The sequence below is a fragment of the Anaerovirgula multivorans genome, from assembly GCF_900188145.1.
In the GTDB taxonomy this organism is placed as follows: domain Bacteria; phylum Bacillota; class Clostridia; order Peptostreptococcales; family Natronincolaceae; genus Anaerovirgula; species Anaerovirgula multivorans.
Genome location: NZ_FZOJ01000001.1, coordinates 105,227 through 128,293, shown reverse-complemented (window position 1 = coordinate 128,293; position 23,067 = coordinate 105,227). Strand labels below are relative to the sequence as shown.

The 23,067-nt window shown below is 32.3% G+C and carries 23 protein-coding genes; 1 reads left to right on the top strand and 22 read right to left on the bottom strand.

What is annotated here, in order from left to right; all coding sequences use genetic code 11:
• Positions 1-189 precede the first annotated feature (189 nt).
• The gene (uvsE, locus tag CHB72_RS00745) at positions 190-1,155 is read left to right on the top strand and encodes a UV DNA damage repair endonuclease UvsE (protein WP_089280948.1); all 966 of its coding nucleotides are present in this window, start codon (positions 190-192) and stop codon (positions 1,153-1,155) included.
• 33 nt (positions 1,156-1,188) lie between these two features.
• Here the strand turns inward: uvsE and CHB72_RS00740 are convergent, their stop codons facing one another.
• From CHB72_RS00740 to CHB72_RS00635, 22 genes are all read right to left on the bottom strand, one after another.
• Complete coding sequence (locus CHB72_RS00740) at positions 1,189-2,484, bottom strand: FAD-dependent oxidoreductase (RefSeq protein WP_089280947.1); 1,296 nt, start codon at positions 2,482-2,484, stop codon at positions 1,189-1,191.
• A gap of 19 nt (positions 2,485-2,503) precedes the next feature.
• A complete protein-coding gene (locus tag CHB72_RS00735; protein ID WP_089280946.1) occupies positions 2,504-3,436 on the bottom strand; it encodes a sulfide/dihydroorotate dehydrogenase-like FAD/NAD-binding protein in 933 nt (310 codons plus the stop codon).
• A gap of 175 nt (positions 3,437-3,611) precedes the next feature.
• Positions 3,612-4,721 carry a D-alanyl-D-alanine carboxypeptidase family protein gene (locus CHB72_RS00730; RefSeq protein WP_089280945.1) on the bottom strand — a complete coding sequence of 370 codons (1,110 nt, stop codon included), beginning with the start codon at positions 4,719-4,721 and terminating at the stop codon, positions 3,612-3,614.
• A gap of 215 nt (positions 4,722-4,936) precedes the next feature.
• On the bottom strand, positions 4,937-5,347 hold the full coding sequence (locus CHB72_RS00725) for a MazG nucleotide pyrophosphohydrolase domain-containing protein (RefSeq protein ID WP_089280944.1): 411 nt from the start codon (positions 5,345-5,347) through the stop codon (positions 4,937-4,939).
• 101 nt (positions 5,348-5,448) lie between these two features.
• Complete coding sequence (gene ytfJ / locus CHB72_RS00720) at positions 5,449-5,904, bottom strand: GerW family sporulation protein (RefSeq protein ID WP_334293320.1); 456 nt, start codon at positions 5,902-5,904, stop codon at positions 5,449-5,451.
• Positions 5,888-6,544: a DUF2953 domain-containing protein gene (locus CHB72_RS00715; RefSeq protein WP_089280942.1), complete on the bottom strand. Its 657-nt coding sequence runs from the start codon at positions 6,542-6,544 to the stop codon at positions 5,888-5,890. The genes ytfJ and CHB72_RS00715 overlap by 17 nt, the downstream gene beginning before the upstream one ends.
• Positions 6,545-6,707: 163 nt before the next feature.
• Positions 6,708-7,271 (bottom strand): SMC-Scp complex subunit ScpB, encoded by a 564-nt coding sequence (gene scpB / locus CHB72_RS00710; protein ID WP_089280941.1) that lies wholly within the window; start codon positions 7,269-7,271, stop codon positions 6,708-6,710.
• Between the two features lie 40 nt (positions 7,272-7,311).
• Positions 7,312-8,052, bottom strand: coding sequence for a segregation and condensation protein A (locus tag CHB72_RS00705; RefSeq protein WP_089280940.1), 741 nt, complete (start codon positions 8,050-8,052; stop codon positions 7,312-7,314).
• A gap of 10 nt (positions 8,053-8,062) precedes the next feature.
• Complete coding sequence (locus CHB72_RS00700) at positions 8,063-8,683, bottom strand: site-2 protease family protein (protein WP_089280939.1); 621 nt, start codon at positions 8,681-8,683, stop codon at positions 8,063-8,065.
• The gene (locus CHB72_RS00695) at positions 8,676-11,300 is read right to left on the bottom strand and encodes a CBS domain-containing protein (protein WP_089280938.1); all 2,625 of its coding nucleotides are present in this window, start codon (positions 11,298-11,300) and stop codon (positions 8,676-8,678) included. The genes CHB72_RS00700 and CHB72_RS00695 overlap by 8 nt, the downstream gene beginning before the upstream one ends.
• Positions 11,301-11,419: 119 nt before the next feature.
• Positions 11,420-12,583, bottom strand: coding sequence for a D-alanyl-D-alanine carboxypeptidase family protein (locus CHB72_RS00690; protein ID WP_089280937.1), 1,164 nt, complete (start codon positions 12,581-12,583; stop codon positions 11,420-11,422).
• A gap of 99 nt (positions 12,584-12,682) precedes the next feature.
• Positions 12,683-14,008: a pyrimidine-nucleoside phosphorylase gene (locus tag CHB72_RS00685; protein WP_089280936.1), complete on the bottom strand. Its 1,326-nt coding sequence runs from the start codon at positions 14,006-14,008 to the stop codon at positions 12,683-12,685.
• Positions 14,008-14,835 (bottom strand): purine-nucleoside phosphorylase, encoded by an 828-nt coding sequence (locus CHB72_RS00680; RefSeq protein WP_089280935.1) that lies wholly within the window; start codon positions 14,833-14,835, stop codon positions 14,008-14,010. The genes CHB72_RS00685 and CHB72_RS00680 overlap by 1 nt, the downstream gene beginning before the upstream one ends.
• A 15-nt stretch (positions 14,836-14,850) precedes the next feature.
• Entirely contained in the window at positions 14,851-15,660 is an 810-nt protein-coding gene (locus CHB72_RS00675) for a purine-nucleoside phosphorylase (protein ID WP_089280934.1), read from the bottom strand.
• Between the two features lie 24 nt (positions 15,661-15,684).
• Complete coding sequence (locus tag CHB72_RS00670) at positions 15,685-16,854, bottom strand: phosphopentomutase (protein ID WP_089280933.1); 1,170 nt, start codon at positions 16,852-16,854, stop codon at positions 15,685-15,687.
• A gap of 91 nt (positions 16,855-16,945) precedes the next feature.
• On the bottom strand, positions 16,946-17,830 hold the full coding sequence (xerD, locus tag CHB72_RS00665) for a site-specific tyrosine recombinase XerD (protein ID WP_089280932.1): 885 nt from the start codon (positions 17,828-17,830) through the stop codon (positions 16,946-16,948).
• 406 nt (positions 17,831-18,236) lie between these two features.
• Complete coding sequence (gene spoIIM, locus CHB72_RS00660) at positions 18,237-18,872, bottom strand: stage II sporulation protein M (RefSeq protein ID WP_089280931.1); 636 nt, start codon at positions 18,870-18,872, stop codon at positions 18,237-18,239.
• A gap of 78 nt (positions 18,873-18,950) precedes the next feature.
• Entirely contained in the window at positions 18,951-19,484 is a 534-nt protein-coding gene (locus CHB72_RS00655; RefSeq protein ID WP_089280930.1) for an NUDIX hydrolase, read from the bottom strand.
• Positions 19,485-19,532: 48 nt separating this feature from the next.
• Entirely contained in the window at positions 19,533-20,624 is a 1,092-nt protein-coding gene (locus CHB72_RS00650; protein ID WP_330396944.1) for a DUF3866 family protein, read from the bottom strand.
• A 21-nt stretch (positions 20,625-20,645) separates the two neighbouring features.
• Positions 20,646-21,578 carry an MraY family glycosyltransferase gene (locus CHB72_RS00645; protein ID WP_089280929.1) on the bottom strand — a complete coding sequence of 311 codons (933 nt, stop codon included), beginning with the start codon at positions 21,576-21,578 and terminating at the stop codon, positions 20,646-20,648.
• Positions 21,487-22,167 carry a glycosyltransferase family 2 protein gene (locus CHB72_RS00640; RefSeq protein ID WP_089280928.1) on the bottom strand — a complete coding sequence of 227 codons (681 nt, stop codon included), beginning with the start codon at positions 22,165-22,167 and terminating at the stop codon, positions 21,487-21,489. Before CHB72_RS00640 ends, CHB72_RS00645 begins: the two co-directional genes overlap by 92 nt.
• 16 nt (positions 22,168-22,183) lie before the next feature.
• Positions 22,184-23,062 (bottom strand): copper transporter, encoded by an 879-nt coding sequence (locus CHB72_RS00635; RefSeq protein WP_089280927.1) that lies wholly within the window; start codon positions 23,060-23,062, stop codon positions 22,184-22,186.
• Positions 23,063-23,067 lie beyond the last annotated feature (5 nt).

Here is a 23,067-nt window from a genome sequence, read left to right as displayed (position 1 = left end):
CACTGCATAACCATACATAAATATACAGTACATACATACATTGTATGTTTATTCATATTTACAGAAAATGATAATGTATATCAATTGACATATTAGTAATATCAATGAGCACAGTTCCTCCCCTACTTGATAATATAATTATTTATCTTTATCTTTGACTTGGGTATATTAATAGGTGAGGTGATTTATTTGAGAATACGATTAGGGTATGTTGCAATAGCTCTAAATGTTAATGAGGGATCTCCTAACAAAACAATTACTTTCAAACAGTTTTGTAAGCTTTCAGATGATGAAACAAAGCTATATAAATTAAAAACTTTAACAAAGAAAAATTTAGACACCACTAAAAGAATTCTGATCTATAATAGAGCTTACAATATTATGTTATACCGTTTCACTTCCAAGCTTGTACCTTTAGCTACTCATCCTGAGGCTTTACCATGGAACTATATTCAAGAATTTGCTGGATTATATAAAGATATAGGAAATTACATATTAGAAAATGGGCTTAGGGTAAGTGCGCATCCTGATCACTTCACTTTAATTAATACGCTTAAAGAAGATATCCTACAGGCTTCGTTGAAAGATTTAGAATACCATGTAAAGATCTTTGAGGCTATGAATTTAAGTGCAAAGGATGCTAAATTGGTTTTACATGTGGGAGGTACATATGGCAATAAAAAAACAGCTTCTGAAAGGTTTATTAAAAATTTTCAAGAGATGGAAAAAAGATATCAAGATAGGATTATACTGGAAAATGATGATAAATCCTTTACTGCTAAGGAGGTATTAGAGATATGTCAAAGTCTATCTATACCTATGGTATTAGACATTCATCATCATTGGTGTAATAATAATGGCGAAAGCCTTGAAGAACTTTTGCCCAACATATTTCAAACATGGGTCAATGAAAAGTATCCTCCTAAAATTCATGTTTCAAGCCCTAAAGATCAAAAAAACATAAGAGCTCATGCTGATTATGTTGACAAGAACTTTCTAATGGATTTTATAGGGATAGCTGAGAAGTATTCACATGACTTTGATGTAATGATCGAGGCAAAGAAAAAAGATTTAGCTTTATTTAAGTTAATAGATGAATTAAAAAACGAAGAACATATTAGCATAGTAAATGAAGCCTCTATAGAAATTAATTAACAGGGCAATTTTGCCCTGTTAATTATAATATCTTTATACTAATTTTTCGTTGTATATGTTCAATAGATTTAATCTTTCTATTTTAGACTTGAGACTATTACTGTCTGTAGTATATAATCTCAACTTCTGCATTCTTCTAAAATACTCGCCACCAGCAAACGTATATCTTTTTTTCAAACCTTCTTCTTCTAATATTTCAGCATTAGCATAGGCTATTAAGTCACCAGAGGCGAGATTTCTAGGTAGTTCTAACAAGGGTATGCCTAGTAACATTCTAATGCTATTATGTCCTGCTAAGCTTCCAGTTACAATTGCTTCTGTATGGCCAACAAAGAGACCACTTTTCTCGCCAGCACATAATAAATTATCTATACCCTTCACCTTCATACTATTATTTCGAGGAGCAATTGATAGATATCGAATAGAGTTCCCTACCCCGCCGGCATAAGGATCTTCAAATCTAGCATTCTCAAAGCCTTCTAATTTTCTAAGCTTATCTAAGGGATAGAACGGTGCCATTAATTTGGCATGACCTGTATCAAGCAATACTATATTTTCAGCATAATCCTTTAAAGCATATTGTTGACACACTTTTATATTTAATTTATCCATATTGATTTCTTCTTCAGGGACTGGTAAAACCACAACGCCTTTACTATTCAATTCTTCAACGATCTTTTGAGACAATGATTCTTTGTTAAGTTTACATGACCCGCTAAAAGCTCCAAAGGAACCGTCAGCCCTTTGCCCTAATAGATCCTCCACGCCAGCTTTGTAGCTTAAACTAATTCTAGGTCCGAAGGATGGACAGCGTAATATACACATAACACAGCCATTGCCGTATTTTAAACAGTTCCCCATTGGCCCAGTGGAGCCTGTTGTTTCAATAAAAATATCCCCTTGAATAATACTGCCATCATGAAGTTTTATAGCTGTAATCTTATTTCCTTGTTTTATAACATCAGTAACACGCTGCTGAAGATATATATTGATACCTTTTGATTTTATCAACCTTCTAACAGAAGGCTCTATAATTGCAACATCATAAAGGTTAGCATGCTTGTGTCCTGGAAAGTCAATGTTTTTATGTCTAGAGCATTCATCACATAATTGAAATAGCTCATTAGCTCCTAATAAGATGGATTCCTCTGCAGCAGTATATCTACCATTGTTCCTCATAATACCACCAACATTACCTAAGCCTAATAACATATCTGTTCTTTCGTATATGGAAACTTCTCCTCCAGATTTTTTTGCTGTTAGAGCTGCTGCACATCCAGCCCAACCTCCACCTACAATAACAACCTTAACAACTTTCGGTTTTGTCATAAGAAATCCCCCCCTAATTCTAGTTTGTTATCATCTGAGCCTTACATGTTCGAATCGGGATTCCATTTATATCATGATTCGTACATGAGCCGCAAATCCCTTCGCCACAACAGATTTCATTATTATTAGTCGTTACGATTCTGAAGTTCTTTATATTCTCAATAGACAAAAACACTTTTTCTCGTAAATAGTCAGAAGTGCCTAAAAAAATCAGTTCATAATCTTTAGAAGATATTTGTCTGTTGAGAAATTCTAGTCCTTCAGCTTCATAAAGGTTACATTCCTTTACTTCCTGTATATTACAATATTCCGCTATAAAATTATAACTGGTTGAAGTCTTATCAATTATTAAATCGACGGAATTGTTATTTTTCAACAAATGCTTAATTACTAGTACTGCTGGAGCTTGTGCAATACCGCGCACTGCTACTAAACATTTGCTATTCTGAACCTGCTTTAGATGATCCAGTCCAAAGATACCATTCCAATAGGGCCCTCGTATCAGTAATTGATCATTAATAGACTTTATTGTTTTTGTCTTTATCCCATGAACCTCTACAGCTATTTTTATTAAATCATTTCTTGTATCGGCTTGCATAATAGATATAGGTATATCAAAATACTGATTGAAATTTTTATTTCGTATAAAAATATAGGAGCCTGGTTGATTGAGTTGCCTAGCTAATGTATGAGGAACTTTTATGGTTAATTCCAATATATTTTCATCTAGTTTTCTTATCTCTGCAACCTCAACCTGTAAACTCATTCTGGGGTCCTTTTTCTTATTGCCTTCAAAGATATAAGCTTGATATATACATATACCTCTCCAATCACAATCACAAAATTCTTTTCCTTTCAAATGAGAACAGGTAATACAGTCCATTGTCTCAGCTAAGTAACAAGGGCAATATTCACTACCAGCATCAATACACCGCCATCGATGGTTGTTCATAATCTGCCTCCTTTTATCCTTAAAATCACTATAATATTAGAATATTTATTTTAACAATTTTTGTTACAATGTTTTTATATAACATAAGAAAAAAGCGACAGCTTTTATAAGCTATCACTTTTTTTCTTATTTAATAAATGAATCTATGATAATGTATAATAAATAATAAATATTGTCACTTAAATTTGAAAAATCTTAAAAACTTATCCTTTGTAGTTAATCGTTCTATATCTTCCTTTGCTAAAAGATAGGTACTATTGATAAGCTCACCATCTAGATAAGTTGAAATTTTTCCAATTCTTTGGCCCTTGATCACCGGAGCAGAGACGGTCTCAGGGGCTTGTATGATAGATAATATTTTACCTTCTTCTTCCTCTTGGATCGGAACAATTAATTCTTTAGCCGCTTCTAAATACATAGTGGTCTTGACGCCATTCTTAACCATTATGGTTTTGATTAAGTCCTGCGCCTTAAAAACTGTATAGGGTTTATATTGATTAAAGGAATAATCTAATAACTTATTGGTTGTATTAAACCAATCTCCATCATTTAACGTAACGGCTATAAATTGCATGTTATTTCTAGTAGCTGAAGCAACCAGGCACCTGCCAGCCTTTATTGTATAGCCTGTTTTAACACCATCTCCCCCTTCGCATATATTCAATATCTTATTCTTATTGGTGAAATGTTGGTAACCATCACGTTCAGCTAACCAAAATTTTGTTTTCACTACTTCTTTGAAGGTGGGATTTCTTAATGCTTCTCTTGTGATAATAGCTAAATCATAAGCTGTTGTATAATGATCATTATGTGATAGGCCATGGGGATTAACAAAATTGGTATTGTTTGCTCCTAATTCCTTTGCTCGTAGATTCATAAGCTTAGCAAATTCTTCTACAGATCCACTAACTTCATAAGCAATAGCAGTTGCAACATCATTTCCAGATCTTAACATCAATCCATAGAGCAGGTCAATCATTTTTATTTTCTCATTAGCCTTAAGATAAATTGATGATCCTTCTACTCCTTCAGCTTCTGGATGAATTTTCACTTTTTTATCAAGAGGCATATTTTCAATCGCTAATAAAGCCGTCATAATTTTAGTAGTACTGGCCATGGGCAATTTTTCATGGATATTTTTTTCATGCAATATTCTTCCAGTAGCTACATCTATCACGATATTAGCCTTGCCAGTTGTATGAATTTCTTCAGCAAACACAGGTGGAGATAAGACTAGGGTTATACAGAAAATGATTAATAAAAAACCTACAACTTTTTTTAACATATACTTTTACCTCATTTCCTTTTAGTAAAAATGCTGTACGTAGATTATTATAAACAAAAGGAGGTAAAATCATTCTTATACAGAGTATAATCCTTGATTTTCGGTTAGTTACTTATATAAATACAAAATAGATGACCCAAATCTTTGATTTGGTGTCAGTCACTTTCACAGAGTGCAATAAAAAAAATGATAAGTAAAATTATCTACTTATCATTTTACGCTTCATTAAATTCATGTTTTATTTCACAGCCAAATTCTTTAGCGAGCTTTTCTGCTTCTTTAATATCTTCTGTACTCCAGATGGACCATCCACCCTTTAATACTCCATCTACATATATTTCCACTTTATCATTTTTAAATATCATAATTTTAGTATTTCTTTTTTTCATTTGTTCAACTTGTTTGTTAACAGCATCAACAGCATCGACATCTAAGACTTTCATTGCTATAAATAAACAAGACATGGCATCCTGTAATTCACGTTTGGCTTTGTCTACATCACCCTTCATTAGCGCTTTTAGAGATTCGGCTACTTCTTCATTCAAATGACTAATAGCGGTTTTAGGGTCATTGGTATTATACTTTCTATTATTCCATATCTTTTCGATTGCTTCTCTAAGATCCATATTTTTCCCCCTTATTTAATAGTATCTAAGTACTATTATACTCTCATCCTCTATAAGTTTCAAATTTCTAACAATATGAAAATAGAGGACAGCTATATCCTCTATTCATAAGTAATTATATGATCCTGATCATTACCTTTATGTTTTTTATTGAACATATTTTGAATACTATTTATTACTTTTGGTGTAGTATTTATCAAATTATCAATCATATTTGCCCTTTGATCTACGGGCATAAGCTTAATTTGTCCATTGCCTACAACCATAAATGCAACTGGTTGCACAGAGACACCGGCTCCTGCACCCCCTGCGAAAGGAAGCTTTTCTTGTTTGGGTTCACTATTTTCTTCTTTGTTATTTTCTGGCTTAGTATTACTTATATAATCTCCACCACCAGATGCAAACCCAAAGGAAACCTTAGATATAGGTATGATTACTGTACCATCTGGTGTTTCAACGGCGTCACCTACAATAGTGTTAACATCAACCATTTCTTTGATACTTTCCATCGTTGTCTTCATTAATGCTTCAATTGGATGATCATTCAAATTTATCACCACCTCTAATTTTTATTAAGAATAATTTTATACCTGTATTTATAATATATCCTATTTTTAAAGTCACTATACAGTTAAAAGTCATAGCAAATTTTTTTGAAACATAATAGGGAGTTACGTTGACATAAATATTGTTCAAGTTAAATTTATTTTTAAAAAATAGTATAATAGACGATTTTATTCCCCATAAAGCTCCTGTAAGGATAGCTGTACCGGCAGCATCCTCTACACCTATTTTTGTCTCCCATTGTACTTTGCTAATTATAATTTTTTTCATAACATAACTAATAATATTGTGATAGTTCCTATATAAAACCTCTGCTTTTTCAATCAATATTTTCATTTCATTTAGATTAAAGCCCTTCTCTTCAGCATGATCAGCGAGGGCATTATCATCCCCCACTTCAGCTTGACCATGCATATGAGCTTTTAGCAAATTATTATAGCCATTGAATATATCTATAAAAGGAATGACCATTCTATATTTCAATAAGTCGTTTAATAAAGAAATAGACACATTAACCTCATCATTGTTATCTTCTCTGATGACTCTTACTTCTATTTTTATATTTAAAAAAGATAATACAACGATAAGACCCATTAGAAGAACTATTGCGAAAATAAAATAATTAAATACCAAAGGAAATCACCTCATAACTGAACTATTACTATTTTTTCCATTTTTACTGATAATAGACTATTTTATAAAGTTTATTTATATAAAATAGTAAAAGATCTATTTCTCTCTAATAAAAAAAGCTGCTTTTTAATAAATCTATTAAAAAGCAGCTTTCTCATTTGAACTATCCTTTAGTAAAAATATGCTTGATATCATTGGTTTCCTGTGTTAATAATTTAAATTCACTAATATCAGGGAGATCTTCAATCGATTTTAATCCAAAGGTTTTTAAAAAGCTTAAAGTTGTACCATATATGATTGGTCTACCAATCTTTTCTAGTCTTCCCTGCTCTTCTATCAAATTCTTTTCCTGCAAAGTACTAATTGCTTTATCACATTTAACCCCGCGAATCTCTTCGATTTCTATCTTGGTAATAGGCTGTTTATAAGCAATAATAGCTAAAGTTTCTAAAGCAGCTTGAGTTAATCCTTTGTTTTGCTTGGGTTCTACGAGTTTTTGTATATAGGAATAGTGCTCTGGTCTAGTTGATAGTTGGTAATGATCATTCATTTTAATGATTTGAAGACCTCGTTTACCAAAATTATACTCGTTTATCATTTCTTCAAGAACATTATTAATATTCTTAACATCAACAGCTAGGGCTTTACTTAGTTCCTTAACAGATATGGGTTCAGACCATACAAAAAGAATAGCTTCTAATACTGATTTAATTTCATCTTTGTCCATTATTATTACACCTCAAAACTATTATTAAACTATAGGCTTTTTAATCTACTAATTCTATCATTATACCATCAAAACATTTTTCTTGAATAACTTTTATTTTTTTTACTTTCATTAACTCTAGTAGGGCCAAAAAGGTAACTACAACCTCTAATTTATCTGCTATTGATGTAAATATGCTCTGAAAAGTAATCTTTTTTTTATGATTTAATATATTTAAAATATCAACTAATTTATCTTCTATTGAGACTGGTTCCCGTTCGATTTCTCTAATATTATAATAGGGATCTTGAATTTTTTTGCTAGTATCCTTTAGTAACTTATTAAAAGCATTGATTAAGTCATTTATTTCAAGATTGTCAAGTATTTTATCATGATCATGGCTTTCAAAAATAATCTCTTCTTTTGCCTTAAAGTAGATTCTATTATATAATCCTTCTCTTTTCTTAAATTCCTCCGTTACAGCTTTATATTTTTTATATTCTAATAGTTTCCTTACCAATTCATCCCTGGGATCAATATCTTCGACCTCTATTCCTTCTTCTACGAATACATCTTTTGGTAATAACATTTTAGACTTTATTTCGATTAAAGTTGCTGCCATTACTAAAAATTCACTGGTAACATCTAAATCTAGTTTTTCCATTTCATAAATATAATGAAGGTATTGCTCAGTAATATCATTTATAGGAATATCATAAATATCAATCTCATTTTTTTCTATAAGATGAAATAATAAGTCAAAGGGCCCTTCAAAGGCTTCAATTTTAATTGTGTATGCCATTGTTGACCTCCTATATTATCAAAAATAAAAAGCTCATTAGATAATTTAATATGAAGTTAACAATAGGAAATAATACTTTATTAATTACTCTAAAATATACAAGCGCAAGTAAAAGAATATAAGAATATTTCTGTAATTGGTAGTATTTCTGTTCCATACTATGGGGTAGAACCGCTAAAAGTATTTTTGATCCATCTAATGGAGGAATAGGAAACAAATTAAATACTGCTAGTACTAAATTTATGAATATAGCGTAGTATAACATATTATAAATAAAAACATTTAATTGTAACCGTATAGCAATCGCCATAATAAGCGTCGTAATAATTGCTAATATAACATTAGAGAGAGGCCCAGCAATAGACACTAAAAAATAACCCATTTTTCTGTTAGAAAAGTTATTAGGGTTTATAGGAACTGGTTTTGCCCACCCAAATCTAAAGAAGATAAGCATTAAAAATCCAACGATATCTATATGAGAAAGTGGATTTAAGGTCAATCTGCCATACTGCTTAGCAGTTGTATCTCCCAATAAATAAGCACTGTAGGCATGAGAAAACTCATGCACAGTTAATGCTATCAATATACCAGGTAATGTTAATAGAATAGTAGGAATATCAATATTAAACATCATCTTCCCCCTTTATTTTTTCATACAGCTCAACTGCATAACGAATTTCATCTGTCTTATCATATATTTTTCCTAGCACCTTTGCTTTTAAAGTTTCATCAAGAATTCTCTTGTAAATTGGTCCAGGTTTGATATTTAGATCTAATAAATCTTTTCCTGTTATACTAATTTTAACATTTTTTAGATTTAGCATATAATACATAATATAATGCTTTATATATGAGTTGTGACAATCATTATAGTAAAATATTAGATTCTCTAGACTATGCTGACTTAAAATAGTATGTAGAGTAAGTTTATCTACATCTTCCTTCATTAAGATATTGTATACATTTTCTTTATGCTGTAAAGCCATTTCCACATTAGTCATAATGATCCTATAATTAATAAATTTACAAATAACCTCAGATAGTTTATTTATTGGGATATTATGTAGAAGCTGTGTTATTATTAATTCTCGTTTATCTATACTTCCATTACTAAATCTACTAAACTCTTTAGCAGAGGAGTCAATATTGCTTAGTTTGTGAATCGTATCATCGGTAATCATTAAACTTGAATGCATTGCTTTAAAAATATTTAAGGAATTCATAAGGGAGATACTCATACTGATATTTTCATCCTCTATAATATGAATAAATTCCTCTCGAATTCTATCATCTGTAACCTTCGATAACATATTCCCTTTAATAGCCTCTATAATAAAATTATTTGTTTCTCTGTCAATTTCAAAATTCAGTCTAGAGGCAAATCTAATAGCACGAAAAATCCTAGTAGGATCTTCTATAAAGCTCATATTATGAAGAACCCTTATTTTTCTATTTTGTACATCTTCTAAGCCTCCAAAATAATCAATTAGCTTTCCAAAACCATTAGAATTGATTTGAATTGCCATGCAGTTTATTGTGAAATCCCTTCTAAACAAGTCATTCCAAAGGGAGCTTTTTTCTACCTTTGGTAAAGCAGCTGGGTATTCATAATATTCCCGTCGAGCAGAAACAATATCTAAAGTTGTATCATTATCCAATATAATCGTAGCGGTACCAAACTCTGAATGAGATAATAATTTGCCACCCAACGTTTTATTTAACTTCTCAGCAAAAAGAATCCCATCCCCTTCTATTACCAAATCGATATCTAGATTCTTTTTTTCTAACAATAAGTCTCTTACAAATCCACCAACCACAAATACATTTTTACCTAATAAATCCCCTGCTGCTCCGGTGGTAATTAATAGCTGAGAGATGTCCTCTGGAAGTGCCTCCAATTTTTGAATACAGTTCATAGCATCCTTTGTTTCATGAAAGGTCTTTTTATACCAATAGGGATGTTTCTCTCCATGAAGCATTCTTAACAAATCTGTCCTTGTAACGATACCAACGATGATATTATTTTCTACAACAGGCAACCGACCAATATTATGTTTTACAAGTAAATTATTTATTTCATTTATGGAAGTACCGAGATTAATAGTTTGAACCTCTCTGGTCATAAAACCTTTTACAGGAGCGTGACTTAAACCATGCTGTATTGCCTTATCAACATCTGTTCGAGAAATAATTCCAATAAGCTTATTATCTTTTACTACAGGCATCCCTGTATGACCATACCGCAGCATGATCTTATTTACTTCCTCCACCGTCATATCCTCTATAACTGTTTTTACAGGATAATTCATAATATCCTTAGCTGTGGTCTGAGGTTTTATTCGATGAAATAGACTATCTAATAAGATATCTCTAATTTCGTTAGGATTACCATCTTTTACTACAGCAGATGCTGCACTTGCATGACCTGCTCCATTAAAATTCTCAAGAATGTCGGGGATAATAATATTATTATGTAAACTTCTTCCGACAATATAACAACGATTAACCATTTGTACGATAAGAAATACAGCATCACAATCTTTAATTTCCAGCATTTTGTTAGCAATATATCCTAATTCACCAAGATAATGATCTTGAGAATAGACTGTAATAATAATTTTATAACTATTTACTTCTATCGACTCCATGTTTAATAATAAAGATAGGAACAATTGATCATGTTGGTTAGTCAGGGATTTTTGAATATAAGTACTTACAATATTCAAGTCCCCTCCTTTTTTTAACAAATAAGCTACTGTTTCTACATCTTCTGCTGTAGTACTTGTAAAGGTTAAGCAATTTGTATCAGCATAGATGCCTAAGATAAACAAAGTAGCATCAAAGCTTGAAATTTCAATTTTATTTCTTCTTATCTCTTCTACTAAAATCGCTGTACATGACCCATAGGGCTTTATTGTTTTATGAGTAGCATGCTTTATTGAAAGCTCTGTTTCCATATGATGATCAAAAATAGTAATAGTTTTGAGATTTTCCATAGCATCTTTAAATTTACCTATTCTATTCGCAGTATTTGTATCTACAATGATTAGGTCTTTAATTTCTTTGATATCAATTTCATTAGCTGATTTTATTGATAAAACATTCTTATAAAGACCAAAAAATTCTTTAACATCATTATTAAGCTTTCCTGAGAAAACTAATATCCCCTCAGGATATAGTTTAGAGCAAGCAACCATACTAGCGATTCCATCAAAATCTAAGTTAATATGACTAGTAATTACCTTCACAGTATCTCTCCTTCAATTCAGCTAATTCCTATTCATTATAACATACATATTTTTCAACAAAAAGTGAAGTAGTACATTTCTGTACTACTATCAGTTTTACTATAGAAATATGCTAATGATTAGCGCCCCATCATTCTATTGAACATTCTACTTAATATATTTATGATTGAAGCCTGCTCAACATTTTCAGCGCAAACAATATCTGTTTTTTTAACTTCCTTTCCATCAATTGTAACAATTATTTCACCAATCTTTTCACCCTTCATTAGTGGAGCCTTTACTGATTGAGGTAAAATGATCTCTTTTTTAACTTTTGATTCTTCTCCTTTTTTAACTAAAACATTTAGATCTTCGTTAGAAACAACAGGCACCTCTAATGTTTTGCCCTTGTCAACTGGTACTGTACCTAGGATTCCATCCTTTTCTACAATCTTAATCGTATTAAAATTTGCAAATCCATAATCTAGAAGTTTAGATGCTTCACTGAAACGTATAGGGGAAGTAGGAGCAGATAGAATTACTGCTATAAAAGTATTACTGCCTCTTGTAGCTGAAGCCGATAAACAATACCTTGCTTCAGAAGTAGAACCAGTTTTGATGCCAGTAATACCTTTATAGGTTCTTATTAATTTATTCGTATTCACTAGTTCCTGTACAGATGGAGTTTTTCTTCCTACTTCTACAGTATCCATCCAAGTGGTTAACCACCTATGCACTTCCTTATGCTTCAGTAGCTCTTGAGACATCAATGCAATATCATAGGCAGAAGTGACGTGACCTTCTACAGGCAAACCATTTGTATTAACAAAATGAGTATTCTGCATTCCTAATTCCTTAGCTCTAGCATTCATTCTTTCAATGAAAAGATCCTCGGTTCCAGCAATATGTTCAGCAATTGCAACTGCAGCATCATTAGCAGACCTTATAGCTATTGCCTTCATTAAATCCTCTACAGTTTTAATCTCTCCAGGCTCCACGTAGATCTGGGTGCCGCCCATTGAGGAGGCTCTTTCACTAATGACAACCTTATCTTCTAAAGTAATCTTATTAGAATCCAGCGCTTCCATTGCTAATAGCATAGTCATAATCTTTGTTACACTTGCTGGAGGTAAAGCTTCATGGATATTTTTTTCATATAGAATGGTACCTGTTGAAGCATCCATCAATATAGCTGCTTTCGAGTCTACTTCAAAGGGCTGTGTTTCTGCCATAGAGGTAGAATTACCTAATAACAACGTAATAATAAATACGATAGACATAATCCTTATTAATTTTTTTTTCATAGATTCTCCTCCTTATAACTATTTAATGTTAGGTTTTCCATATAGATAGTTAGTTATACAATTAGTTATACAAGGAGAGAACATAAAAAGAGACTGTTACTACAGTCTCTTGATACCATCTTTTGTTACTACACCATATATAAAAGGTCTATATTCCGGCTCAAAATCCTCTATTATATATGCAGTTGCTAATTTATCTATAGCTGCATTTCCTTTAGCAAAATCATTACAATGTATATAGGCTAAGATTTCTCCCTCTTCAACAAAATCTCCTGCTTTTTTATTTAGAATAATTCCTACAGACAAATCAATTTTACTTTCTTTAGTATCTCTACCTGCGCCTAAAATTAGGGCGCTTACTCCAACAATATCAGCTTCAATTTTATGGACATAACCACTTTTTTTAGCTTTATAGGTAAGGATTTCTGTGGCTTGGGGCAATAGATTAAGATCTTCAATATAAGCTATATCGCCGCCTTGATTTTCAACAAAATTCTTAAATGTCTGAAGGGCTTTGCCAGATTCTATAGCCTGTTCTATCATTCTTTTACCTTCATATTCTGTAGCTACTTTATTAGCTAATAATAACATATACGAACCTAAGGATATACAAATCGATTTTAAGTCTTCAGGTCCTTCTCCTTTTAACAGCTGAATAGCTTCTTTAACCTCTAAACTATTACCAATAGCATAGCCTAGAGGTTGGTTCATATCGGAAACAACAGCGACAGTACTTCTATTCACATTATTACCAATATCAACCATTTCCTTTGCCAATAAAAAGGCTTCATCTATATCCTTCATAAAAGCTCCACTTCCAGATTTAACATCTAATACAATTGCATCTGCTCCTGAAGCCAGCTTCTTAGACATGATACTACTAGCAATTAAAGATATATTATCTACTGTGGCTGTTACATCTCTAAGGGAATAAAGCTTTTTGTCAGCCGGGGTTAAATTAGCCGTCTGACCAGCCACTGCTAATTTAATACGATTAACATTATTAATAAAAGTTTCTTTTGTCATTTCTACGGAAAAACCTGGTATTGATTCTAATTTATCAATTGTTCCTCCTGTATGGCCCAGACCTCTTCCAGATAGTTTTGCAACGGGAACACCACAAGCTGCTACTATTGGACCTAAAGCTATGGTGGTTTTGTCTCCTACACCACCTGTACTATGTTTATCAACCTTAATACCCTCGATACTGGACAAATCAATCACTTCTCCAGAATTCATCATTGATTCAGTTAAACAAACCGTTTCTTCCTTATTCATTTTTTGAAAATAAATTGCCATTAATAATGCCGAGGCTTGATAATCTGGAATGATTCCTTTTGTATATTCCTGAACAAAAAAATCTATTTCTTCTTTATTTAAAGCCTCGCCATTTCTTTTCTTTAAAATCAAGTCATACATTCTCATTAGAGCTTCACCTCATTAAGAATTCCTTTAACTAAGTTTATAAACTTTGGCTTGGTTCTGTTGGCAACCTCCATCACCTCTTCATGACTGATGGAAACTAATTGATCCGGAATTGCCATATCAGTAACACAGGAGATTCCTAAAACCTTCAATCCCCCATGGCGTGCCACAATAACTTCTGGTACAGTGGACATACCTACTGTATCAGCCCCTAATCCAATAATCATTCGAAGCTCTGCTTTAGAAAGATAATAAGGTCCACTTATAGCAATATAAATCCCTTCATAGGTTTCTATTGCTAGCTTTTCTCCAACTCTTTGAGCTAATTGAATTAAGTCTTTATCATAGGCTGAAGACATATCCGGAAACCTTGGACCAAACTCACTATAATTAGGTCCTATAAGTGGATTGCTACCTGTAAAATTAATATGATCGTTGATGAGCATGAGGGCTCCAGGATGTAATTTAGGATTTAAGCCACCACATGCATTGGTAACCAATAATAACTGAACGCCTATAGCCTGCATTACACGGACAGGGAAGGTAACTTCCTGCATACTATAGCCTTCATAATAATGGAATCTTCCCTTCATAACAACAACAGCCTTATTTTCAAGTTCTCCTATGACTAATTGTCCTGCATGGCCTTCAACTGTAGAAACTGGGAAATGAGGTATATCCTTATAATCAATAATCGTTGGATTCTGCACTTCTTCAGCTAATGTCCCTAATCCTGAGCCTAGTATCAATCCTATTTTTGGTACAACTGTAGTTTGACTTAAGATATAATCTTTTGCCTCCTGAACTTTTTTTAAAAGATTTTCCATATCTTTTACACCCCTTTATATCTTATTAACAATTTCTTTTACATAACGTATAAATTGATTTTTTACCTTTTGAGTGGTTTCTATAACTTCTTCATGACTTAAAGGTTGATTCAATATGCCAGAAGCCATATTTGTAATACAAGAGATCCCTAGAACCTTAATACCACCATGTACTGCTACGATAACTTCCGGTACAGTGGACATACCTACGGCATCTCCTCCAAGGATTGTCATCATTCTAACTTCCGCTGGCGTTTCATAGGTAGGTCCAGTTAAGTAGGCATATACTCCTTTTTTTACATCTAGCTTAAGATCATTAGCAATAGACTGTGCTAGGCCTATGAGTTCTTTACAATAGGCGGTGGACATATCAGGAAACCTAACACCTAATTGATTATCGTTTGGTCCAATTAAAGGATTATTAAAGGCGAAATTGATATGATCTTCAATAATCATCAAATCTCCTGGAGTAAAGGATTTATTGGTACCGCCTGCTGCGTTAGTAACAACCATATTTTCAATACCTAAGGCTATCATAACTCTTACAGGGAAGGTAACTTTCTCCATAGAATATCCCTCATAATAATGAAATCTTCCCTTCATGGCAGCTACTAGCTTCCCTTCTAGTTCACCAATGACCAGTTCTCCTGCATGACCTTCAACCGTAGATACAGGAAAATGAGGTATTTTTTCAAAGGGAATTACCTGTGGTTTTTCAATTTCATCTGCCAATACACCTAATCCAGATCCTAGAATTAGTCCAATTTGTGGTGTGGTGTCAATGAAGGATTTAATATATTGAGTAGCTTCTTGAATTTTATTCATAATATTTATTTTTCAACTCCTTTGTTAAATAATCATATTTTTAAAGCTAGTACCTTTACCAGTATTAGGAATATTTAAAACATCAGAAATTGTTGCAGCAATATCTGCAAAGGTTTTCCGGGTACCAATATTAACGTTATTTTTTATAGATGGACCGTAGATTACAATAGGTATATACTCTCGTGTATGGTCGGTACCTTTATAAGTTGGATCATTACCGTGGTCAGCCGTGATAATGAGTATATCCTCTTTCTTCATAGCATTCATAATATCAGGTAATCTACTATCCATTTCTTCTAAAGCTTGTTTATAACCCTTTGCATCTCTCCTATGGCCATACTTAGAATCGAAATCAACTAGATTGGTAAATATAATTCCCTTATTATTCTTATGTAAATAATTGATAGTTTCTTCTATGCCTTCCATGTTATCTTTAGTATGTATTGCTTCTGTTATACCTTGTCCATTAAATATATCCTCAATTTTGCCAACACCAATAACATCTAATTCATGTTTCTTTGCAATATCTAGAACAGTCTCTTGAGGTGGGTTTAATGAGAAGTCTCTTCTATTTGAGGTTCTAGTAAAGTTTCCAGGAGTTCCTATAAATGGGCGAGCTATGATTCTAGCAACTGCATGGTCTCCCATCATAATTTCTCTAGCAATTTTACACATAGTATATAATTCTTCTAAAGGAATAACATCTTCATGAGCAGCGATTTGAAACACACTATCAGCAGAAGTGTAAACAATAGGATAGCCAGTTTTAAAATGTTCCTCCCCTAGCTCATCAATAATAACGGTACCAGAAGCTGGTTTGTTGGCTAATGATTTTCTACCAATTTTACTTTCAAATAGATCCATAACCTCTTTAGGGAATCCATCAGGATAGGTTTTAAATGGCTTTGATAAATGCAATCCTGCTATTTCCCAATGGCCCGTGGTTGTATCTTTGCCTTGAGATACTTCTAAGGATTTACCGAAAGCTCCTAAGGGAGCACTAACAGGATCCACTCCTTTAATACCATCAATATTGCCTAATCCTAGTTTCTTAAGGTTAGGCAAATGAATACCCTCTTGGTCCTTAGCTATATTTCCTAATGTGTTTGCTCCTAGATCTCCGAAATCTATGGCATCAGGCAATTCTCCTATCCCAACACTATCTATTACAAATAGAACGACTCTTTTAATCATAAAGTACCTCCCTTATATTTGATAATAATATTATACCCTCTAACGGTAAATTAAAGAAAAGAAATTAGACCAGATTAAAATAGGACCTATATTAGGCCCTAGGATGAGTTTTGTTATATACATCCTTAATCTTATTTTTCGTTAAGTTTGCATATATTTGTGTTGTTGATATATCTGAATGTCCCAGCATTTCTTGAACCGACTTTAGGTCTGCTCCATTCTGCACCAAATGCGTTGCAAAAGAATGTCTTAAAGTATGAGGTGTGATGGTTTTTTCTATATTAGATTGTTTTGTATATGCTTTTATTATTTTCCAAAACCCTTGCCGTGTTAAATGTCCTCCTTGCATATTTAAAAAAAGCAATTCTTTCTCTTCACTCTTAAGAAAGTGGGTCCTTGCATTATTTAAATAATCAACTAATGCCTCAAGTGCTACAGAACCAATAGGTATAACTCTTTCTTTAGAAGCACTGGCACATTTTACGAAGCCCAAGTCTAAGTTTAGATCATTTAGCTTTAAAGAAATCAGCTCTGAGACACGAATACCAGTTGCATATAACAATTCCAGCATAGCTTTGTCTCTCATGCCTTTGTAGGTAGACTTTTGAGGTTGATTGAGCAACATATCAACTTCATTTAAAGTCAGTATACTAGGGAGTTTCTTTTTAGCCTTTGGAGATTCCAAGTTTAATGTAGGATCTTTAACAACAACATTATTTTGCAATAAATATTGATAAAAACACCGAATAGAAGCAATGCTTCTAGATATGGTTGATACTGCTCTCCCTTTATTTTGTAAATGCACTAAATAAGTAAGGATTGTAGTTTTATTTGTATAGGTAAGATCATCAACTTCATTGTTTCCTAAATAGGCCAAATACTGCTTAGTATCTCTTATGTAGGATTCTAAAGTATTATTGGATAATTGCTTTTCACTTGTTAAATAATCAATATAATTTGAAAAGAGTTGATTCATAGTCTAATTCTCCCTTTATTAACGCTATACAAACTATTCAACAAATGATTATTAATTCCTGCAAGAAAATAAAAATTACTTAAAAATCTTTATTTATCCTTCGGTGTATTGCTAAAACTCCCGCTTCTTCTAGATAAACAAACTAAGCGACTAACACAAAATCAAAGATTTTGGTTATCTGCTTATAGATAAACAAACTAAGTGACCAACACGAAAGTTAGAAACCAAACTTTCGGTTGTCTACTTAAAGCGGGAGATCAAGCACTACATCCTCGAAGTAAATTCGGCTACAATTCAGAGGGAGTAAAAACTCCCTCTAGATAAACAAACTAAGCGACTAACACGAAAGTTAAAAACAAACTTTCGGTTGTCTACTTATGAATTAAGTCTCATTTTATCTTTATAACTATAAAATATTACTAACTAGAACTCTTATAAAAAATGGAGCAATATAAGATTCAATTAAAGAAGCAAATAAAATAAATAGTAATATGAATCCAAACAAACCACTATATACTAAAAATCTCTTTGAAAAACTGATTCCTTTTGTTTTATGTATTTTTCCCTTCAAGAAGGAAAGAGCAAAGGATAAAGAGGCAACAGATCCAATGATAAAGGCTGGTACAATAATAATATTTTGAGGGAAAATGCCAAATATAAATATTAAGACTCCCCACAATCTAAACTCTTCAATTAATAAGCCTGCAGTGAAACCTATTACAAACCCTTTAAAACCTATAATAAATAATACTAGAGGAGCCGTTAGAAGAAGAGCACCTAGAATCCAATTTAATGTTAATAATTGAAAATTATTGATAAAGGATTGTTTAAATATATTATAACTATCCAATTCACTATTATGAAAAAGCTGAAAAAAATCTCTAAGATAATAGAACAATTCCTCCTTCTGATGTTTGTCTACTATTTTTACAGTAAAAGCGCCTACAGATATACCAACTAAGAAGCACAAAATAATGATAGAATATATCAACAAATTATCCTTTATATGTCTTTTCAATGATTCGATAGTTTTATTAGACACACAACAACCCCCATTCAGTAGAATATTGATATAAAATCAATATGCTACTGAAGGAGGTTTTATGACATGTCCCTATCGTTAGTTAACTATATTTTTATAGGCCAGAACAGCTATAATTGTTTTACTATCCTTTATTTCTCCATCAGTAATTTTTTTAATAGCTTCATCAAGTGTAAGGTATACAGCTTCGATATATTCATCTTCATCTGGAGTAGCGATACCTTCTTGTAAATCTTTAGCTAAGTAGATATGTAAGATTTCATTAGAAAAACCAGGAGTAGTGTAAAATTCCAGCATTTTCTTAATGTTTGTAGTAGAATAACCTGTTTCCTCTTTCAGCTCTCTCAACGCGCAACTCTCTGGATTTTCATTTGCTTCAATTTTACCAGCAGGGATTTCCAACAAAATTTCCTCAACAGGCTTTCGAAATTGCCTAACAAAGATAATCTTGTCATCTTTAGTTACCCCTAGTACCCCAACACCCCCACTATGCTCTACTATTTCTCTTTTTGAGTATTTTTGGTGGGGCAGTTCTACCGTATCCACCCGTAAATTGATTATTTTCCCTTCATAAATACGTTCTGATTTTAAGGTTTTTTCTTCAAATGGCATCAGAAAATGTAGCCTCCTTTATAAGGATAATAATATAACAATTTCAAACTACTTTTTGTCATCATTAAACAGCTGATTATAACTATATACCGCCGCAGCAGAGCAAGCTAAAAAGAAAGCAGAATCCTCTGCATATCCACGCCCCATCGTTTTAACAGTTAAGTTAAAGCGATCTAATGCATTAGATAATATACTGCCGTCTACTTCAATAATATTATGTTTTTCATTAATTTTCAAGCTTTCTATTTGATTATAGATATAATTCTGCTCTTTTATAGATAATACTGGGAGTACAAGCTGACACCTTGTTTTTGTAATTTTACTAAAAATAGTTAAACTATGATGACTGACACCATAATGTCTCTGACGTTGATCTCCAAAGCTTATTCTTGGTATCCCTATAGGTAATCCATCTAAATCATTCACGATATCTATGATCTGCCCCTGCTCGATACCTGAAAAGCCATAAGGAGTACCCGTACCTACAATACCAGGGCCCATGGCAACAATAGCTATGTCACACTTAGCTATTTCTTTAGCTGAAATTAAGCCATTATATATATTAACAGTTTCTATATCCCCACCAAATGCATGCCCCACTGTAATGGTCGTATCAATCAATCCTTTATTCTTCAGATTATATACAGTATCACTAAAATAAATAGGTAATGCGGCGGCGTCAGTCATGATATAAGCAATTTTTACATTTAGATTCATGTGTTTTATGGTTGCTGCAATGGGTGCTACCATACTATGTAATGTACCTACCAAAACTGGGAGCCTATCTAAGGTGACAAAATTATGAAAAACCTCATGATTTGGGCTCTCCTGTTCTTCTGCTGTGAAAACCTTGAGCTGGAGAGGACTATAACGACATTTCATAATATGACCCTTTCCATTTAACTGCTGATAGGTATAATTTAGGTTATAGACGACAAAATGATAACCTCCTGTACCAAGATTCAATTCAACTGCAGTGGTATTTAATATTACTTCGTCATTTACTTGTATATCTCCTGTCATAAAGTTGTAATTAATTGCTAATTCATCCTTTTCATCTATAGAAACAATGATTTTTGTTCGCTCCGCTACTTTACTGAGTATCTTGACTACCTTTCCAAGCTTCATACTAATCATCATGTTTTTATCACCTCATTCATTCTAGTTCCTGCCTAATTGATCTATGTAATTTAAAAAAGAGTTATTTTTAATAATTTGAGATAATGAATATTTTTCTGATACTACATGAATTAAGAATAAAAGTAATAATATAAAATATTTGATGTTCATAGAAAAACTAATAATAGAAATAATTCCTAAGCTTATTCCCAAAGGATTTGATCCAGCATCCCCCATCATACTCTTTGCTTTTATATCTTGGGGCAAATACCCGATACAATAACCAATAATGCAAAAGAGTACTATTTGATTGATACCTGAAATACCTATTACAATAAAAAGAAATGCTAAAAATAAATAGGACTTTATTGCTCTACCAGGTCTTAAATCCAAAAGGTTTAATAAATTAGTAAACAATGCAATAATAGATGCATTGATAATCAATTGGCTTATAGAATTTGAATGAATTAGGGAAATGATTAGAGAAATCATGCCCCCAATCCATGCTTTTAAAAATCCTGTAGTTAACCGTCCTCTAAAGATACTATAAAAATGTCCTTTAAAGCCTGATGCCTTTCTATCACCCATTAAATCGTCTGCTAATCCTACAAAGGCCATAATACTCGTAGCCGTAAGAAATATCAGTAAAATAGGATACATTTCCCTGTAAAACAATAATAATATAAAACAATTCAATAACATCACAGGAACAAAGGTGATACCCATGGCAATAGGGATATTTTCTCCTCTATAGTTTTTAGCCAATACCTTTGCCTCTATTAGCATATGCATCATATAGGGTATGATTAAATAGGTAATGATGATGCTAATAAACAAGAATAATATTACCATATGTATGCCTCCGATGATTTCTGTATCAAAATTATCTAATTCTTCTGCCCAGCAATGATTTAAAGATATGATAAAATTGTTTACCTCTGTGATAAAAACCCGATAGATTTCTTTCGGTTTCATTATGAAACATTTCTACCTCGATTTCCTTAATAACAAAACCTTTTTTTATAATATCTATTGTCATTCCCAGCTCAATAGCATATCCTTCGTAGTCTAGGTGTATATTTTGTAATACTTTTTTTTTGAAGGCTCTTTGACCAGAAAGAACAGTATGTAATTTAACACCCGTGTTGAGAAATACTCCATATTTAGCTAAGTTTTTTACTAAGCCAAATCCTCCTTTTTTCTTTGAAGGAGGAAACTTAGCGATTGTGACATCTGCTACATCATTAATAAGAGGTTCTATAAGCTTAGTAGCTTCTTTTGCACTCTCCTGAAGATCAGCATCTAAAAAAACAAGAATATCTGAATCTTCAATAGCAGCTTCTACACCAACCTTTAGAGCATGTCCTTTTCCTTTGTTTTCCTTATTTTTTATTACTATAATATTTTCAACAGTTAAAGCTTGTTCTACAGTTTGATCTATTGAACCATCATCAACAACAAAAATCTTTGATATAAAATCAACTTCTTTTACTGCAAGTAAGGTATTTACAATTCTCTTCTCTTCATTGAATGCTGGAATAATGACTGAAACATTTTTGTACAACTTGTACCCTCCTTGACTAAGGTGTTCCAAGGGGAACTAGTTCCTCGGAATAAGGTTTTTCACCAAATGAACCAGCTCTTCCTTTAGCTACAAATACTAAGGAAATACGTCCCAATAATGTATCTATATTATCAACTGTTGAAATACCACTTTCTCTATATACAGGAATTGATGAATGCGGTATATCTAATCTTTCCACCCCTATGACCCTAATATTATTTTGATGTAAATCTTCGATTAAGTTCAAATCAACCGTAATAGATTGATTGTTTTCAACATTGCCTCCACCTGCAATCACTACCTGATCTACTGGATACTCGTATTGAATATATTGTATGAGTTCAATAAACTGGTTATCTATTAGAAAACTCATTAAACTCGTAAAGTCATCATTCACTAATAAATTCATAATATCAGCATAAACTTTTTCCATTACTTCCTCTTTTGTTAATTCTACTCCTAAAAAATTATTGATGTTGTTTAATTCAGCAACAGGTAGGTAGAGGATCTTATCGGTAAATATTAAATGTAATGGTACTGTGGCTCCAGCTTCTTCAAGGCTTTCTCTAATCGTATGGTAATAGTAATGCTCTGTTGTTTGTAGTATTGCTATATGGAATCCTGAAAGTTTTTGATCTATGATTTCAAAATATGCCTTTTCTATGAAATCTTCTTTCAACTCATTTTCAGCACTTAGTTCTTCTATAGTTTTTTGCAACTTTTCTTTCTCTAGTCGGAGATCATTAAATCTATTTTCAAGACTATTTACTAATTGTTGTTGCTGTTCTAAGAAAATTTCTTGTCCATTCATATTGAAACCAATAAAAATCCCAATTCCTAAAGAAATGAATATTGCTGTTATTGTAATAATATAATACTTGATATCAAAAACCATACTTT

Excerpts from the sequence above, each read along its gene's own strand:
- CHB72_RS00690 (WP_089280937.1), bottom strand. The coding sequence starts at position 12,583 with ATGAAAAAAAAATTAATAAGGATTATGTCTATCGTATTTATTATTACG.
- CHB72_RS00730 (WP_089280945.1), bottom strand. The coding sequence starts at position 4,721 with ATGTTAAAAAAAGTTGTAGGTTTTTTATTAATCATTTTCTGTATAACC.
- CHB72_RS00675 (WP_089280934.1), bottom strand. The coding sequence starts at position 15,660 with ATGAATAAAATTCAAGAAGCTACTCAATATATTAAATCCTTCATTGAC.
- xerD (WP_089280932.1), bottom strand. The coding sequence starts at position 17,830 with ATGAATCAACTCTTTTCAAATTATATTGATTATTTAACAAGTGAAAAG.
- CHB72_RS00705 (WP_089280940.1), bottom strand. The coding sequence starts at position 8,052 with ATGGCATACACAATTAAAATTGAAGCCTTTGAAGGGCCCTTTGACTTA.
- CHB72_RS00680 (WP_089280935.1), bottom strand. The coding sequence starts at position 14,835 with ATGGAAAATCTTTTAAAAAAAGTTCAGGAGGCAAAAGATTATATCTTA.
- scpB (WP_089280941.1), bottom strand. The coding sequence starts at position 7,271 with ATGGACAAAGATGAAATTAAATCAGTATTAGAAGCTATTCTTTTTGTA.
- CHB72_RS00685 (WP_089280936.1), bottom strand. The coding sequence starts at position 14,008 with ATGAGAATGTATGACTTGATTTTAAAGAAAAGAAATGGCGAGGCTTTA.
- CHB72_RS00635 (WP_089280927.1), bottom strand. The coding sequence starts at position 23,062 with ATGGTTTTTGATATCAAGTATTATATTATTACAATAACAGCAATATTC.
- CHB72_RS00725 (WP_089280944.1), bottom strand. The coding sequence starts at position 5,347 with ATGGATCTTAGAGAAGCAATCGAAAAGATATGGAATAATAGAAAGTAT.
- CHB72_RS00655 (WP_089280930.1), bottom strand. The coding sequence starts at position 19,484 with ATGCCATTTGAAGAAAAAACCTTAAAATCAGAACGTATTTATGAAGGG.
- CHB72_RS00740 (WP_089280947.1), bottom strand. The coding sequence starts at position 2,484 with ATGACAAAACCGAAAGTTGTTAAGGTTGTTATTGTAGGTGGAGGTTGG.
- CHB72_RS00645 (WP_089280929.1), bottom strand. The coding sequence starts at position 21,578 with ATGAAACCGAAAGAAATCTATCGGGTTTTTATCACAGAGGTAAACAAT.
- CHB72_RS00735 (WP_089280946.1), bottom strand. The coding sequence starts at position 3,436 with ATGAACAACCATCGATGGCGGTGTATTGATGCTGGTAGTGAATATTGC.
- CHB72_RS00670 (WP_089280933.1), bottom strand. The coding sequence starts at position 16,854 with ATGATTAAAAGAGTCGTTCTATTTGTAATAGATAGTGTTGGGATAGGA.
- CHB72_RS00700 (WP_089280939.1), bottom strand. The coding sequence starts at position 8,683 with ATGTTTAATATTGATATTCCTACTATTCTATTAACATTACCTGGTATA.
- CHB72_RS00650 (WP_330396944.1), bottom strand. The coding sequence starts at position 20,624 with ATGATGATTAGTATGAAGCTTGGAAAGGTAGTCAAGATACTCAGTAAA.